Source organism: Pontivivens nitratireducens (assembly GCF_011290545.1).
In the GTDB taxonomy this organism is placed as follows: domain Bacteria; phylum Pseudomonadota; class Alphaproteobacteria; order Rhodobacterales; family Rhodobacteraceae; genus Pontivivens; species Pontivivens nitratireducens.
The window spans coordinates 1,244,519-1,258,644 of record NZ_CP049811.1; the positions used below are offsets into that span (position 1 = coordinate 1,244,519).

Genomic DNA, 14,126 nt, shown 5'->3' on the forward strand with positions numbered 1-14,126 from the left:
TGGTAGACGCGCCGATACGGGAGCTCGCCCGGGCCAAGGTCAACCTGACACTGCACGTGACAGGACGCAGGCCCGACGGGCTGCATATGCTCGATTCGCTGGTGGTCTTCGCTGATCTTGGCGACGTGGTGGAGGTGGAGGCCGGATCAAGGCTGTCCCTAGCCATCGGCGGCCCCTTCGGCAGCGGAATCGGCGCCACGCCCGACAATCTGGTGTTGCGCGCGGCACGGCACCTGGGGGTAAGCGGGGCGCTGCGTCTGACCAAGGCATTGCCGGTCTCATCCGGTATCGGGGGTGGTTCGGCTGACGCTGCGGCGACGATCCGCGCGATGTCGCGGTTGCATGGCCTTACCCTGCCTGCCGCTGCCGATCTGACGAGGCTGGGTGCCGATGTGCCGGTATGTCTGGCATCGGTCCCGACCCGGATGCGCGGCATAGGAGAGGTGTTGCAGCCGGTGCCGACGTTGCCTCCCGTCTGGCTGGTTCTGGTCAATCCGGGTGTCGGCATGGCGACCCCTGCGGTTTTCGCGCGTCTGGATCATGCCGACAATGCGCCGATGGATATGCCTGACAGCTTCGGTGACTTTGACGGCTTTGTGAAATGGCTCACCAGACAGCGCAATGATCTGCAATTCCCGGCCGAGCAGTTGTCGCCGGTGATCGGTGAGGTGCTCACGGCCCTGAACCAAGACGCGCCGTTTGCGCGGATGTCAGGCTCGGGCGCGACATGTTTTGGTCTTTATGCGGAACAGGCGGCGGCGCTGCGCGCGGCGGACCGGGTGCGCCATGCCCATCCGGGCTGGTGGGTCGCGGCGGCGCCCGTCGGACGTTAGCCAGCCCGCCTTCAGCGCAGGCGCGAGACCACGAAATCCGCCAGATCGTGCAGTTCCGCGCGGATCGGCGTATCGGGCAGAATTTCCAGTTCTGCCTGTGCCTTTGCCACATAGTCGAACGCGGTGGTGCGCACCGTTTCCAGAATGTCGTGCCGGGCGAAGATGCCGAGCGCGATGTCCAGATCACCCTCCTGATACCGGCCCCGTCCAATCAGACGTTCCCAGAAGCTACGCTCCTGCGCGTCAGAGGCCGCGATGGCACGGATGACGGGCAGGGTCAGTTTGCCCTCGCGCAGGTCGTCGCCAGTATTCTTGCCGATATCGTCGCCGGTCAGATCCAGCAGATCGTCGGCAATCTGGAACGCGATGCCCAACGCGTCCCCATAATTGCACAGGGCCGTGATGTCCCGCTCGGACGCGCCGGCGACCAGACCGCCAACCTGGGTCGCGGCGGCGAACAGGGCGGCCGTCTTGCCGCGCACGACGCGGATATAGGTCTCCTCCGGCGTGGCGAGGTTGCGCGCGACGGACAATTGCAGGACCTCGCCTTCGGCGATAACGGCGGCTGCGTTGGCCAGAATGTCGAGCACGCGCAGGCTGCCCGCCTCGACCATCAACTGAAACGAGCGTGCGAACAGATAATCGCCCACCAGAACGCTGGACTGATTGTCCCACAGCAGGTTGGCCGTCGGACGCCCGCGTCGTTGATCGCTTTCGTCCACCACGTCGTCGTGCAGCAGGGTGGCGGTGTGGATGAATTCCACCGTTGCCGCCAGCTTCACGTCATGCTCACCGTCATAGCCGTACAGCCCTGCCGCCGCCAGGGTCAGCAGCGGGCGTATCCGTTTGCCGCCCGCGCCGATAAGGTGGGCCGTCACCTCGGGGATGCGGGGGGCGTTCTCGCTCTCCATCCGGGTGGCGATCAGGTGGTTCACCGCATTCATGCGCGTCTCGAGCAGAGATTGAAGGCGTATTATCGGAGAGGTCAATTCACTATCCTTGCTCGCACCGGCCCTTGGGGGGACTCGACGGTTTGTGGGGCACCGGCTACACCCGGCACATGGAAGAAATACTGCGCACCAACGATCCGGTCACACTCAGCTTTGCCGAAGCATTGCTACGTAGTGAACAGATAGAGACGTTCGTCATGGACGTCCATATGAGCGTGTTGGAAGGTTCGATAGGTGTGCTGCCGCGACGCATGACTGTGGCGCGCGCTGACGCCTTTCGCGCCCGTGCGATCCTGCGCGACAATGACGTCGAAGTGAGTGAGCGCAGGTGAGCTTTGCCCAAACGGATCTGACCCACGATGCGTTTCTGGGTGGTCGCGTGCATATCTGGCAACCGCGAAAGGGATACCGCGCCGCCACCGATCCCGTCTGGCTGGCAGCGGCCTGCCCTGCGGCTTCGGGGCAGAGTGTGCTGGAACTGGGCTGCGGTGCGGGCACGGCACTGGCCTGTCTGAACGCGCGCGTGGCGGGGCTGGATCTGGCCGGTATCGAGATGCAGCGCGACTACGCCGAACTGGCGCGGCGCAACCTGCCCCAAGGCGCGCGTGTTTTGGAGGGGGACCTGTCGCGAATGCCGCCGGAATTGCGCGCCCGACGATTCGATCATGTTATCGCCAACCCGCCCTTTTACAGCGCAGGTCAGGGGATTCGGCCCAACGATCCGGGGCGCGAAACGGCACATGTCGAGGATACGCCCCTGGCAACGTGGATCGATTCGGGCCTGCGGCGGGTGCAGGATCGTGGAACCTTCACCATGATCAACCGCACCGACCGGTTGGCCGATATTCTGGCACCGCTGCAAGGTCGCACCGGCGGCGTGATGATCCTGCCATTGGCCGCGCGGGCAGGGCGGGCGGCGGAGCGGGTCATCGTACAGGCCATCAAGGGTGCACGCGCACCTCTGAAGCTGTTGCCACCTATGGTTGTGCATGAGGGGGATTCGCATCCGGGGGACGTTTCGCATTTCAGCGCACTGGCGTCCGGGGTGCTGCGTGAAGGGGCCTGCCTTTCGCTCGCCGCAATATAAGTAAAATTGCGTAAAAAACCAGACATGACAGTTATATGAATATGTGGCGCAATACTCGGACTGTCATCTGGATGGAAGGAGTACCCCAAGAATGAGCGTTACCTCACATGTCAGCGCACTTCAGAAGAAGCATCAAATCCTGTCCCAGACCATTGAAACGGAGCAACGCAGCCCAGCCTCCGACAATCTTCAGATTGCCGAGATGAAGCGGGAAAAGCTGCGACTGAAGGAGGAAATCAGCCGGCTCCGCTCCTAAATTTTCCTGATCCGGCGCGGGCGGCAATGACCGCCCCGCCGGTGATCAGAATTGCAGACGCGGCCAGCGTCCACGTCAATGGCGCAAACCCGGTCGCAATCAGAAGTAGAGTGGACAGCAGCGGCGCGGCATAAGATACCGTTCCGAGAAGCTGGATATCCCCATGCTTCACCCCGATATCCCACAGATAGAACGCGGCACCGACAGGGCCGAGACCCAGCATTACCAGCCCCAGCCAACCGCTCGGTTGCGATGGCCAGACCGTTTCCTCCAACAGCAGATGCGCCCCGGTCGAGAGTGCTGCCGTCACGAGACAAAACAATGCGACGCTTTGTGTCGGGGCGCTGCCGAAACGGCGCGACAATACGGAATAGCCGGACCACAGCACCGCGCACAGGATAGCGGCTGCGTATCCCAAGGCATATTCGCCGGAAAAGCTGAGGTCCGCATCCGCCAGAATCAGCATGGCCCCCACGAACGCGACCAAGGCGCCGATGATGTGCCCGCGGCGCAAGGTCTCTCCGGGCAGCAATCCCGAAAACAGCACGATCAGCAGGGGCCACAGATAGGCGATCAGCCCTGCCTCCGCCGGTGGTGCGTTTTGAAGGGCGGTGAAGTAGAAAAAATGATAGCCGAACAGCCCGCCGATACCGAGCATCCAGACCCGCCATCCCAGCCCGCCTATCGCGCCGAAGCCCCGTCCCAGAGCGGTCCAGATCACACCGATCGTGCCGCCGATCGCAAAGCAGAACGCCGTCAGCTGGAACGGCGGCACGTCACCTGCCAGAACCGTTAAAAGCGCTAGGGTTGCCCATAAACCAACCGCGCCCGCGCCGATGAGAGTGGGGTTCATGCCGCGCGCCGTGCAACTGCATCCCGCATGAAGCGGATCATCCAGCGCGCCCAGTCCACGTTATGCACCGGCTGGTCGAGCGTTTCCAGCGCGGCAGTGCCGACATCTTCCGGAACCGCATCGCCAATCCGGCTCAAGATGATTTCGCGCACGAAGTCCGCGTCAAATTCGGGATGCGGCTGCACGCTGATGGCGATAGGGGCATCGGCGTCTCCATAGGCGAGGGCCGCGTAGTTACAGAATTCGGACCGTGCCAGAACCACGGTTTCGGGCGGCAATTCGACGATCTGATCCTGATGCACTGCCCGTGTCGAGAATGTATCGCCGGCCGTCACCATCCAATCGGGGCGGGTCGTGATCTGATAGGTATGCACGCCCAGCCCCCAGCCCTTGTCGGATTTCTCGACCTTTCCGCCCATCGCCTCCGCCAGAAGCTGATGGCCAAAGCAGACGCCCACAACGGGAACCCGCCGGGCAAGGCAATCGCGCAGAAACGACTTGAGCGGCTCCATCCACGGCAACGGATCGTAGACGCCGTGGCGCGAGCCGGTGATAAGCCACGCATCGGCCTGTTCGGGATCATCGGGCATGACACCGCGCACGACACTGAAGGTCTGGTAGGTCAGATCACCATCCGCCGCGTCGAGCAGGCGGCGAAACATCGGCGGGTAGGAGCCGTGCTTGTCCGCCATATCACCTGAGACTTCACCCGTCTCCAGAATGCCGATGCGCATGGTTCGTCTCCTCCGAATCGTGCGGACGATAGGCCCGTGTGCTCGCCGCGCCAAGTGTGAGAATCACCGCAACGTTACGATTTAACGATCCCGCATCAGTGCCGCGTTCGTCGCCGTGACGATGCGCTTGGCCGCAAGCGTGGTGTGAACGACAAAGGGCCCGCAGGGGTGCTGCGGGCCCTTTGCCAGGTTCGCGGTCAAATCATCTCATGTGAAGTACTGCCCGCCATTCGCAGTGATGGTGGAGCCGGTGATGAAGCCCGCATCGTCAGCGGTGAGGAACGCCACGCAACGCGCGATCTCCTCCGGCTCACCCAGACGACCGACGGGGATCTGGCCGATGATGCTTTCACGCACTTTCTCAGGCACGGCCATGACCATGTCGGTGCCGACATAGCCGGGGGCGACGACGTTCACGGTAATGCCCGCACGTGCGCCCTCCTGGGCCAGCGACTTGGTAAAACCGATATCACCCGCCTTGGAGGCAGCATAGTTCGCCTGCGCGAACTGACCCTTCTGACCGTTGATGGAGGAAATCGTGACGATGCGGCCGAACTTGCGCTCACGCATTCCCGGCCAGACATTGTGCGTCATGTTGAACACGCCGGTCAGGTTGGTGTCGATGACCTCATGCCACTGCTGCGGCGTCATCTTGTGAAACGGCGCGTCACGGGTGATGCCGGCATTGTTGACCAGAATATCCACCGGGCCGAGATCGGATTCGATCTGGGCGATGCCGTCCTTGCACGCATCATAGTCACCGACGGACCACTTATAGGTCTTGATGCCGGTTTCCTTGGTGAAGGCCGCTGCGGCCTCGTCGTTGCCGCCATAGGTCGCTGCGACCTCGCATCCGGCCGCCTTCAGCGCCTTGGAGATTGCCGCCCCGATCCCGCGGGAGCCACCCGTGACCACTGCCACTCTTGCCATTATGTTTCCTCTCGATTTTTTTTGGATTGGGGGGAGGTGCCGTTCGGACCCTCCCCGATTGAAACTCAGTCGCGCTCGACACACATGGCGACACCCATGCCGCCGCCGATGCACAGGGTCGCCAGACCCTTCTTGGCGTCACGTCGCTGCATTTCGAACAGCAGCGTGTTGAGCACACGGCAGCCCGACGCGCCGATCGGGTGCCCGATGGCGATCGCGCCGCCGTTCACATTCACGATTTCGGGATCCCAGCCCATTTCCTTGTTCACAGCGCAGGCCTGCGCCGCGAAGGCCTCGTTCGCCTCGATCAAATCGAGGTCGGAGGCGGACCAGCCGGCCTTCTCCAACGCCTTGCGGCTGGCATAGACGGGGCCGACCCCCATGATCGAGGGATCCAGACCGGCGGTGGCATAGGACGCAATGCGGGCGAGGGGCTGGATGCCGCGCCGTTCGGCGTTCTCCACGCTCATCAGCAGGGTCGCCGCCGCGCCGTCGTTCAGGCCGGAGGCATTGGCCGCCGTAACGGACCCATCCTTGGTGAAGGCGGGGCGCAGTTTTTGCATCGCCTCCATCGTGGCGCCGTGGCGGATATATTCATCCTTGTCGACGATCGTGTCGCCCTTGCGGCCCTTCACGGTGAAGGGGATGATCTCATCGTCGAACTTGCCGGCCTTTTGTGCGGCCTCTGCCTTGTTTTGCGAGGCTACGGCGAACTCATCCTGCTGATCGCGACTGATCTGCCACTGGTTCGCCACGTTTTCAGCCGTTTGGCCCATGTGATAGCCATTGAAGGCGTCCCACAGCCCGTCGCGGATCATCGTGTCGATGAATTTTGTATCGCCCATCTTGGTGCCTGAACGCAGGTGGGATGCGTGCGGTGCCAGGCTCATGCTTTCCTGACCGCCCGCGATCACCACGTCGGCATCGCCCAGTTGCACATGCTGCGCGCCCAGTGCGACCGCGCGCAAGCCAGAACCGCAAACCTGATTGATGCCCCAGGCGGAGCTTTCCTTGGGCAATCCGGCGTTGATATGCGCCTGGCGGGCAGGGTTTTGACCCTGCGCCGCGGTCAGAACCTGCCCCAGGATGGTTTCGGAGACCTCGCTCGCGTCCACACCCGCACGCTCCAGAACGCCGCGAATGACGGCGGCACCCAGATCGTGCGCGGGGGTGTTGGCAAATGCACCGTTGAACGAGCCGACAGCGGTACGCCCGGCTGCGGCGATGACGACATTAGTCATGTAACTCTCCCAATCCCAGTATCATGCAATGCAGCGTAAAAGCAGCTTCTGCCGTTTGCACCCACGAATCTCTACGACTTTAGATCCCTTTCAGGAAATTTTTTAAGGGTTCATGGACAGATTGCGCAACTTTCGAACCGACAATCATGCCCACATGGCCGGTTTCGGGCTTGAGAATGCGCGCCTGAGGAATTTGCTGCGGTAGCGCCTCGGCGTTTTGCGGCGGCGCGATCAGGTCGTTCGCCGCACAGAAACTCAACGTGGGGCAAGCAATGTCCGCTGGCCTGACCGGTCCCCCCATCAACGACCACTGGCCAGCGGCCAACATGTTGGTCACGTGCCAGTCGAGGAGGACTTCCTCCGCCACGCGGGGGGCGACCGTGACGGGATCGTTCAGCCAATCCTCGACCGCAACAAACAGGCCTGCCTCGGACGAGCCTTGGTCCATCCCGGCGAAACTTGCGAATTTGCGGCGCGCCAATCCGGGGTCGAGTGTTGCGAACAGCGCCTGCATCAGGTCAGACGGAATCACCCCGAAAACCTGCGCCGCCGTGCGGAAAAAGGCCCGCAACGTCGCGATCTGGGGGCGGGCGGTATCCTGCATCATCCGCACGATCGCAGAGGCCGCCGCACAATTCCAAGGTGTGCCAAGGGTCACGAGCGCGCGCACGTCGTCGGATCGTCGCACCGCAGCCGCGACCGCCAGCGCCCCGCCCATGCAGTATCCGATCACCGGAACCGGGCCGCCTGCAAGAACCCGGGATATGGCCAGCGCGGGACGCAGCCGCGTATCGGCATAATCGTTGAGGGAAAGGGTTTTCTCGACCTCTCCCGGTACGCCCCAATCGAGCAATAATGGGCGGTAGCCGTCCTCGACCAGAGCGCGTAGGAAGGACCGTTCCGGCGTGATATCCAGAATGTAGGACCGGTTGATCAGTGAGGGCACGACCAATACCGGTTTGCCCCGACCGTTGCCGTAATCGCGCAGCGTGGTTGCACCCTCCGACCACAAAACCGTCGTCTCATCGTCGGGGCGGCGCCAGGGGGCCGCCCGCCACATCTCGATCCCGCGCAGCATCGCGTCCAGCCGGTCCATTTGCACGTCCAGAGGCACGCCCGGTTGCACGATGGATTGGGCAAGGTGCAGCGGCAATGGCACCGGCGCCGCCGCGCGGAAGTCCGGAGGCGTTCCGGCGGACGAGTTTCGAGCAGGTTCGGCGCTATGTGACATCGACGCGCTCATAGCACGACAGCACGGCAGCGCGTGTGCGAAATATGCGTTGCGATGCGAGGGTGCGGCGCACTATGGTTTTCTAACGGCACCTAAGACCGCACCGGGGAGCGATACGATGGCGAACAAGAACGTTGATCCGGACCAGCCGATCATCATCAAGAAATACGCCAATCGGCGGCTCTATAACACATCGAAATCCAGCTATGTGACGCTGGAACATCTGGCGCAGATGGTGCGTGACGGTGAGGATTTCGTGGTGAACGATGCGAAATCCGGGGACGACATCACGCGATCCGTCCTGACGCAGATCATATTCGAAGAAGAAGCGAAGGGGCAGAACATGCTGCCGACCAATTTCCTGCGACAGCTGATTCGCCTGTACGGGGACACGCTTCAGGGGTTCGTTCCTGGCTATCTTGACGCGTCGATGGACACTTTTTCGCGAAATCAGGAAAACATGCGCGCCCAGGTCCGCACTGCGTTCGAGGCCAATCCCGCCATCGCGAATTTCGAGGCGATGACGCGTTCCAACATGGAATGGTTCGAGAATACCATGCGCATGTTCACCCCCTTTGCCACTGCGGTGGCGCCTGCGCCCGATACCGCCGACTCGCCCACGGAGAAGGCGAAGGATGTGGAGCTGGACGATCTCAAGAGCCAGCTTGCCAAGATGCAGGATCAGTTGTCCGAGTTGGTCCGAAAATCCTGATTACATCGCGACTTGCGCGATATTCGTCGTGATCCAGTCCGGCTGTTGCCGGGCCGGGGCGAACAGGTGACCTTGCAGGAAATCGACGCCCAGATCGGTCAGGCATTGCGCCTGTTCCGGGGTTTCGACGAACTCCGCCACGGTGAACATCTCGAAATGACGGGCAATATCGACCAGCGCCTTGATCAGGCAGCGGTTGTCGGCATCATTCTCGATCCCGCGTGAGAAGAAGCCGTCGATCTTGACCCCATCCAGTGCCAGATCGCGGAATTGGCGAAAGGCCGTATGGCCCGCGCCGAAATCGTCCAGCACGACCGTGACGCCCAGTGCCCGAACCGTGCGTGTGAACGGAACGGTTATGTCGGGGTCTGCCACCGCCAGTTCGGTCATTTCCACGATCAGGCGGTCGGTCAGATGGGGACGGTCCGCCACCTCACGCTGGAGCAGGTTGATCCAGCCGGGATCGGTCATCGTCTGCAGGCCGACATTGATCGAGACGCGCAGTCGCGGCCGGTCTTCTAACGTTCCCAGCGCGTGGCGCAGCACATAGCGGTCCAGTTGCGGCCCGCGCCCCGCCTGCTCGATCACGGGCAGGAATGCGCCGGGCATCAGCACCTCATCCTGTTCCAGACGCAGGCGCGCCAGCCCCTCGAAAAAACCGATCCGTTGCCGGGGTCCGCTGCGCAGGATTGGCTGGAAGGCAAGCTCCGTCCCGCCGGCGGCCAGCGCATCGAGGATCATTCGATCATGCGAATCATCAAAGGGTTTCTCGTCCAGCCGCGCCTGCATCTTCTCGCCCCTTTCCGAGTTCGACTGTATGTTCTGCCAACGTTCTGAACGAATCATTAAAGGGTGAAATGATGGCTGAGCGCTGTTCGTGGTGCGGAACCGATCCGCTCTATATTGATTACCACGATACCGAATGGGGTGTCCCGGTCCGTGACGGGCGCGACCTGTGGGAAAAGCTGGTGCTGGAGGGGTTTCAGGCCGGTCTGAGCTGGATCACCATCCTGCGCAAACGGCAGAGCTTCCGCGCCGCCTTCGATAATTTCGACCCCTACCGCATCGCACGATATGATCAGAGTGACGTGGCCCGCCTGCTGGGCGACGCGGGAATCGTGCGCCATCGGGGCAAGATCGAGGCGACGATCGGCAACGCCCGCGCCTTCATCGCGCTTGAGGAGCGAGAGGGATTCGCGTCCTTCATCTGGTCTTATGTCGATGGCGATCCGCAACAGAACGCCCCCCGCACGATGGCGGATGTGCCCGCCGAAACGCCGGTGAGCAGACAGCTTTCCAAGGATCTCAAGAAGGCAGGGTTCAAGTTCTGCGGCCCGACCATCGTTTATGCCTTCATGCAGGCATCGGGCATGGTGAACGACCACGTGCGCGACTGCCACCGGGCCGAGGTTATCCGGGAGCTGAGCGAGGTCTAGTCCGCCGCGATTGCTGCTGCGATGATCTCACGTGCGGGGGCGTCGTTCCAATGGGCGCCGCCTTGCAGACGCGCGATTTCGTGCCCCTCACGGTTCATCAGAATGCTGACAGGCAGGCCCAGAACACCCGCGCGGCGCGACAGTTGCCCCTGCGGATCCAGCAGGATCGGCAGGGTTTCAATCTGCTCCTCCTCGAAGAAGGCCCGGATCCCGCTGAGGCTGTTGCGCCCGCTGGCGATGGTCACGACCTCGAAATCCTCACCCGCCATATCGGCGTTGAGCGCGTCGAGATCGGGCATTTCCTCACGACAGGGGGCGCACCACGTGGCCCAGAAGTTCACCAGAACGATCTTTCCGGCATAATCGGCCAGGGTATAGGCATTGCCGTCGGGATCGGTGAACGTCTCACCCGGCAATTGCTGCGGTTCGGCATGAACGTCCAGTTTGCGCATGTCATCGCGGCGGATTTGTTCCAGTTGCGATGCACCCTGTGCGACAGCGTGGTTTGCCATGCCGCCAAAGCCTGCGTAGAACAGGCCCGAGAACAATCCAACTGCGGCCAGCATCCTGCCGCCGCGTCCCGTCATCCAAGCGCTCATCCCGCCATCTCCCCGTTTAGAGGCCCCGAATGTCCGACCAGAACACTGGAACCAAATCGTCGAATGCCATGTGGGGCGGCCGTTTCGCCGACGGCCCCGATGCGTTGATGGAGGCGATCAATGCCTCCATCGGATACGACCGGCGACTTGCCCCGCAGGATGTCGAGGGTTCACGCGCCCACGCCGCCATGCTGGCCGCCACCGGTATACTGACGGATAGCGACGCCGAGCTCATTCGGGAAGGGCTGCTCACGGTCTTGTCAGAGATCGAGGCCGGAAACTTTGCGTTTTCCACCGCGCTCGAAGACATCCACATGAACATCGAGGCGCGGTTGAAGGAGCTGTTGGGCGAACCTGCCGGGCGTCTGCACACCGCGCGCAGCCGCAACGATCAGGTCGCCACGGATTTCAAGCTGTGGACCCGCGATCAGTTCGACGCGATGGATGCGGGGCTGACCGCGCTGATGAAGGTTTTCGTCGCCCAGGCGGAGGCCGGGCCGGACATGGTGATGCCGGGCTTTACCCATCTGCAAACCGCCCAGCCCGTAACGTGGGGCCATCACATGATGGCCTATGTGGAGATGTTCGCCCGCGACCGTAGCCGCGTGCGCGATGCCCGTGCGCGCATGAACGAAAGTCCGCTGGGGGCGGCGGCACTGGCGGGCACCGGCTTTGCCATCGACCGGCACATGACGGCGGAAACGCTGGGCTTCGACCGGCCCTCGGCCAATTCGCTGGATGCGGTCAGCGACCGGGATTTCGCGTTGGAGTTCCTGACGACCTCCTCGATCTGTGCCATGCACCTCAGCCGCTTCGCGGAGGAGCTGGTGATCTGGGCCTCGGCGCAGTTCCGGTTCGTGACGCTGAGCGATCGGTTCTCCACGGGGTCATCCATCATGCCGCAGAAAAAGAACCCCGATGCGGCCGAGTTGCTGCGCGCCAAGGTGGGCCGCATCGTCGGTGCGACCGTGGCCCTGCTGACCGTGATGAAGGGGTTGCCGCTGGCCTATTCCAAGGACATGCAGGAGGACAAGGAACAGGTGTTCGACGCCGCCGATTCCATGATGCTCAGCCTCGCCGCGATGACCGGCATGGTGGCCGATCTGCGCCCCAACGCCGAGGTGCTGCGCGCCGCTGCGGCCTCGGGCTTCTCCACCGCCACGGACCTTGCCGACTGGCTGGTGCGTGAGGCGAACCTGCCGTTTCGCGATGCGCATCACGCGACGGGTGCGCTGGTGAAAATGGCGGAGGATCGCGGTTGTGACCTCGCTGACCTGACGCTGGAGGACATGCAGTCCGTGAACCCCTCGATCACGTCGGGCGTGTTCGACGTGCTGACGGTCGAGGCTTCGGTCGCGTCGCGCATCAGCTATGGCGGCACGTCGCCCGAGCGTGTGCGCGAACAGATCGCCCGGTGGAAGGAGGCCCTCGCATGATCCGTATCCTGATTGTCGCGGCCCTGCTGACAGCCCCCGTCGCCTGTGGGCGCAAGGGCGACCCGCTGCCACCGTCCGAAGCCTCCACCGCGTTGGGGGCGCAGGTACAGCCAACCGACTGATCCCGTGCGCCGGCGGTGTTTGCTTGCAATGCGCGGGACGCGTGGCTAGGTCGGGGCGCAATCGAAATTCGGAGGGCGAGATGTCTGCGCTGCGCATTACCTATCTGATCCTGACGCTGGTGGGGACGATCCTGCCGATGGCGTATTTCCTGCCATGGCTGGCGAAAAACGACTGGTCGATGGCGGCGATGATCGGCGCGTGGAATGTCTCGGATGCGACGACCGGCCTCGTCTACGATCTGAACGTCACGGCGGCCGCCCTGATCATCTGGATCGTGGCAGAGGTGCGCGTGCGCCGCGACTGGTCGTCGCTGGTGGCGATCCCCGCGATCTTCTGCATCGGGGTGTCATGTGCATTGCCCCTCTATCTCCTCCTGCGCTCACGCGGGCAGGACTGAAAGGCGCATCGACATGGACCATTTTCTATACCGCGACGGTGTCCTGCACGCCGAGGATGTCCCCCTGACGGAGATCGCGCGCAGCGTCGGCACGCCGTTCTACGTCTACTCCACCGCGACGTTCGAGCGTCACTTCAAGGTGTTCGAGGAGGCGCTGGCCGGTCTGCCGCATCTGATCTGCTATGCGATGAAGGCAAACTCCAACCTTGCCGTCTTGCGCATCATGGCGCGGCTGGGCGCGGGCATGGACGTGGTCAGCATCGGCGAGTATCGCCGTGCCCGCGCCGCCGGGGTGCCGGGTGAGAAAATCGTGTTCTCGGGCGTTGGAAAAACTGCCGATGAGATGACCTACGCGCTGGAACACGGCATCCGCCAGTTCAACGTTGAGAGCCTGCCGGAGCTGGAGCGTCTGTCCGCCGTGGCCACCGCCCTGGGCAAGGTCGCGCCGATCACCGTGCGGGTGAACCCCGATGTGGATGCGAAGACCCACGCCAAGATCGCGACGGGCAAGTCCGAGAACAAGTTCGGCATCCCCATCGCCAACGCGCGTGACACCTATGCCCGCGCCGCCGCCCTGCCGGGAATCGAGGTTGTCGGCATCGACGTTCATATCGGCTCGCAACTGGTCGATCTGGCCCCCTACGAGGCCGCGTTCGGCAAGGTCGCGGAACTGACCCGGCAATTGCGCGCCGATGGCCATACGATCAAGCGGCTGGATCTGGGGGGCGGGCTGGGCATTCCCTATGTCCGCGCGAACGAGGCCCCGCCGCTGCCCTTCGATTACGGTGAGGTCGTGCGCCGCACCGTCGGTGATCTGGACTGCGAGATCGAGATCGAGCCGGGCCGCCTGATCGCGGGCAATGCCGGACTTCTGGTCAGCGAAGTGATCTATGACAAGACCGGCGCCGACCGATCCTTCCTGATCGTGGATGCCGCGATGAACGACCTGATCCGCCCCGCGATGTACGAGGCCTGGCACGATATCGTTCCGGTCAACGAGCCTGAGCCGGGGTTGGAGCCGCACCGCTACGACGTGGTCGGCCCGATTTGCGAGAGCGGCGATACCTTTGCCAAGGGGCGCGATCTGCCGGGTATGGCGGCGGGCGATCTGATCGCGTTCAGATCCGCCGGGGCCTATGGCGCGGTCATGTCATCGGAGTACAATTCGCGGCCCCTGATACCCGAGGTTCTGGTCAGCGGCGACCGCTTCGCCGTGGTGCGGGCGCGTCCGACATTTGAGGAAATGCTGGCCCGCGACACGGTGCCCGACTGGTTGCAAGACGAGGGCTGAACCGGCCCCACGATCAC

The 14,126-nt window shown here is 63.1% G+C and carries 18 protein-coding genes; 10 read left to right on the forward strand and 8 right to left on the reverse strand.

Annotated elements, in window-relative coordinates:
* Positions 1 to 14: 14 nt before the first annotated feature.
* Positions 15 to 833 (forward strand): 4-(cytidine 5'-diphospho)-2-C-methyl-D-erythritol kinase, encoded by an 819-nt coding sequence (locus G8E03_RS06095; RefSeq protein ID WP_205793357.1) that lies wholly within the window; start codon positions 15 to 17, stop codon positions 831 to 833.
* Positions 834 to 844: 11 nt separating this feature from the next.
* Here the strand turns inward: G8E03_RS06095 and G8E03_RS06100 are convergent, their stop codons facing one another.
* Positions 845 to 1,777: a polyprenyl synthetase family protein gene (locus tag G8E03_RS06100; protein ID WP_166189783.1), complete on the reverse strand. Its 933-nt coding sequence runs from the start codon at positions 1,775 to 1,777 to the stop codon at positions 845 to 847.
* A gap of 116 nt (positions 1,778 to 1,893) precedes the next feature.
* Here G8E03_RS06100 and G8E03_RS06105 point away from each other — a divergent pair, with 116 nt between their 5' ends.
* The 3 genes from G8E03_RS06105 (at position 1,894) to G8E03_RS06115 (ending at position 3,126) form a co-directional block, all read left to right on the forward strand.
* The gene (locus G8E03_RS06105; protein WP_166189785.1) at positions 1,894 to 2,115 is read left to right on the forward strand and encodes a putative signal transducing protein; all 222 of its coding nucleotides are present in this window, start codon (positions 1,894 to 1,896) and stop codon (positions 2,113 to 2,115) included.
* Positions 2,112 to 2,870: a tRNA1(Val) (adenine(37)-N6)-methyltransferase gene (locus tag G8E03_RS06110; RefSeq protein ID WP_240910436.1), complete on the forward strand. Its 759-nt coding sequence runs from the start codon at positions 2,112 to 2,114 to the stop codon at positions 2,868 to 2,870. The genes G8E03_RS06105 and G8E03_RS06110 overlap by 4 nt, the downstream gene beginning before the upstream one ends.
* A gap of 91 nt (positions 2,871 to 2,961) precedes the next feature.
* On the forward strand, positions 2,962 to 3,126 hold the full coding sequence (locus tag G8E03_RS06115) for a YdcH family protein (RefSeq protein ID WP_166189787.1): 165 nt from the start codon (positions 2,962 to 2,964) through the stop codon (positions 3,124 to 3,126).
* Here the strand turns inward: G8E03_RS06115 and yddG are convergent.
* The 5 genes from yddG to G8E03_RS06140 all read right to left on the reverse strand — a co-directional run bounded on the left by yddG (position 3,107) and on the right by G8E03_RS06140 (position 8,115).
* Positions 3,107 to 3,979, reverse strand: a complete 873-nt coding sequence (gene yddG, locus G8E03_RS06120; RefSeq protein ID WP_166189789.1) for an aromatic amino acid exporter YddG — start codon at positions 3,977 to 3,979, stop codon at positions 3,107 to 3,109. The genes G8E03_RS06115 and yddG overlap by 20 nt on opposite strands.
* Positions 3,976 to 4,713: a glutamine amidotransferase-related protein gene (locus tag G8E03_RS06125; RefSeq protein ID WP_166189792.1), complete on the reverse strand. Its 738-nt coding sequence runs from the start codon at positions 4,711 to 4,713 to the stop codon at positions 3,976 to 3,978. Before G8E03_RS06125 ends, yddG begins: the two co-directional genes overlap by 4 nt.
* Positions 4,714 to 4,920: 207 nt before the next feature.
* Positions 4,921 to 5,643 carry an acetoacetyl-CoA reductase gene (gene phbB, locus G8E03_RS06130; protein ID WP_166189794.1) on the reverse strand — a complete coding sequence of 241 codons (723 nt, stop codon included), beginning with the start codon at positions 5,641 to 5,643 and terminating at the stop codon, positions 4,921 to 4,923.
* Positions 5,644 to 5,708: 65 nt separating this feature from the next.
* Complete coding sequence (locus G8E03_RS06135; RefSeq protein WP_166189796.1) at positions 5,709 to 6,884, reverse strand: acetyl-CoA C-acetyltransferase; 1,176 nt, start codon at positions 6,882 to 6,884, stop codon at positions 5,709 to 5,711.
* A gap of 79 nt (positions 6,885 to 6,963) precedes the next feature.
* Positions 6,964 to 8,115 carry an alpha/beta fold hydrolase gene (locus G8E03_RS06140; RefSeq protein WP_166189798.1) on the reverse strand — a complete coding sequence of 384 codons (1,152 nt, stop codon included), beginning with the start codon at positions 8,113 to 8,115 and terminating at the stop codon, positions 6,964 to 6,966.
* A gap of 118 nt (positions 8,116 to 8,233) precedes the next feature.
* Between G8E03_RS06140 and phaR the strand changes: the two genes are divergently transcribed.
* Positions 8,234 to 8,827 carry a polyhydroxyalkanoate synthesis repressor PhaR gene (gene phaR, locus G8E03_RS06145; RefSeq protein WP_166189800.1) on the forward strand — a complete coding sequence of 198 codons (594 nt, stop codon included), beginning with the start codon at positions 8,234 to 8,236 and terminating at the stop codon, positions 8,825 to 8,827.
* On the opposite strand, the gene G8E03_RS06150 is transcribed toward phaR, so the two are convergent.
* Entirely contained in the window at positions 8,828 to 9,616 is a 789-nt protein-coding gene (locus G8E03_RS06150) for an EAL domain-containing protein (protein WP_166189803.1), read from the reverse strand.
* Positions 9,617 to 9,684: 68 nt separating this feature from the next.
* Here G8E03_RS06150 and G8E03_RS06155 point away from each other — a divergent pair, with 68 nt between their 5' ends.
* Positions 9,685 to 10,263: a DNA-3-methyladenine glycosylase I gene (locus G8E03_RS06155; RefSeq protein ID WP_166189805.1), complete on the forward strand. Its 579-nt coding sequence runs from the start codon at positions 9,685 to 9,687 to the stop codon at positions 10,261 to 10,263.
* Here G8E03_RS06155 and G8E03_RS06160 read toward each other — a convergent pair.
* Complete coding sequence (locus G8E03_RS06160) at positions 10,260 to 10,862, reverse strand: TlpA disulfide reductase family protein (protein ID WP_240910437.1); 603 nt, start codon at positions 10,860 to 10,862, stop codon at positions 10,260 to 10,262. The genes G8E03_RS06155 and G8E03_RS06160 overlap by 4 nt on opposite strands.
* A gap of 29 nt (positions 10,863 to 10,891) precedes the next feature.
* Here G8E03_RS06160 and argH point away from each other — a divergent pair, with 29 nt between their 5' ends.
* The 4 genes from argH to lysA all read left to right on the forward strand — a co-directional run bounded on the left by argH (position 10,892) and on the right by lysA (position 14,109).
* Positions 10,892 to 12,298: an argininosuccinate lyase gene (gene argH, locus G8E03_RS06165; protein ID WP_166189807.1), complete on the forward strand. Its 1,407-nt coding sequence runs from the start codon at positions 10,892 to 10,894 to the stop codon at positions 12,296 to 12,298.
* Entirely contained in the window at positions 12,295 to 12,420 is a 126-nt protein-coding gene (locus G8E03_RS17575) for a hypothetical protein (protein ID WP_283811450.1), read from the forward strand. Before argH ends, G8E03_RS17575 begins: the two co-directional genes overlap by 4 nt.
* A gap of 80 nt (positions 12,421 to 12,500) precedes the next feature.
* Positions 12,501 to 12,818 carry a DUF2834 domain-containing protein gene (locus G8E03_RS06170; RefSeq protein WP_166189809.1) on the forward strand — a complete coding sequence of 106 codons (318 nt, stop codon included), beginning with the start codon at positions 12,501 to 12,503 and terminating at the stop codon, positions 12,816 to 12,818.
* A 13-nt stretch (positions 12,819 to 12,831) separates the two neighbouring features.
* Positions 12,832 to 14,109: a diaminopimelate decarboxylase gene (gene lysA / locus G8E03_RS06175; protein WP_166189811.1), complete on the forward strand. Its 1,278-nt coding sequence runs from the start codon at positions 12,832 to 12,834 to the stop codon at positions 14,107 to 14,109.
* The last annotated feature ends 17 nt before the right edge of the window (positions 14,110 to 14,126 follow it).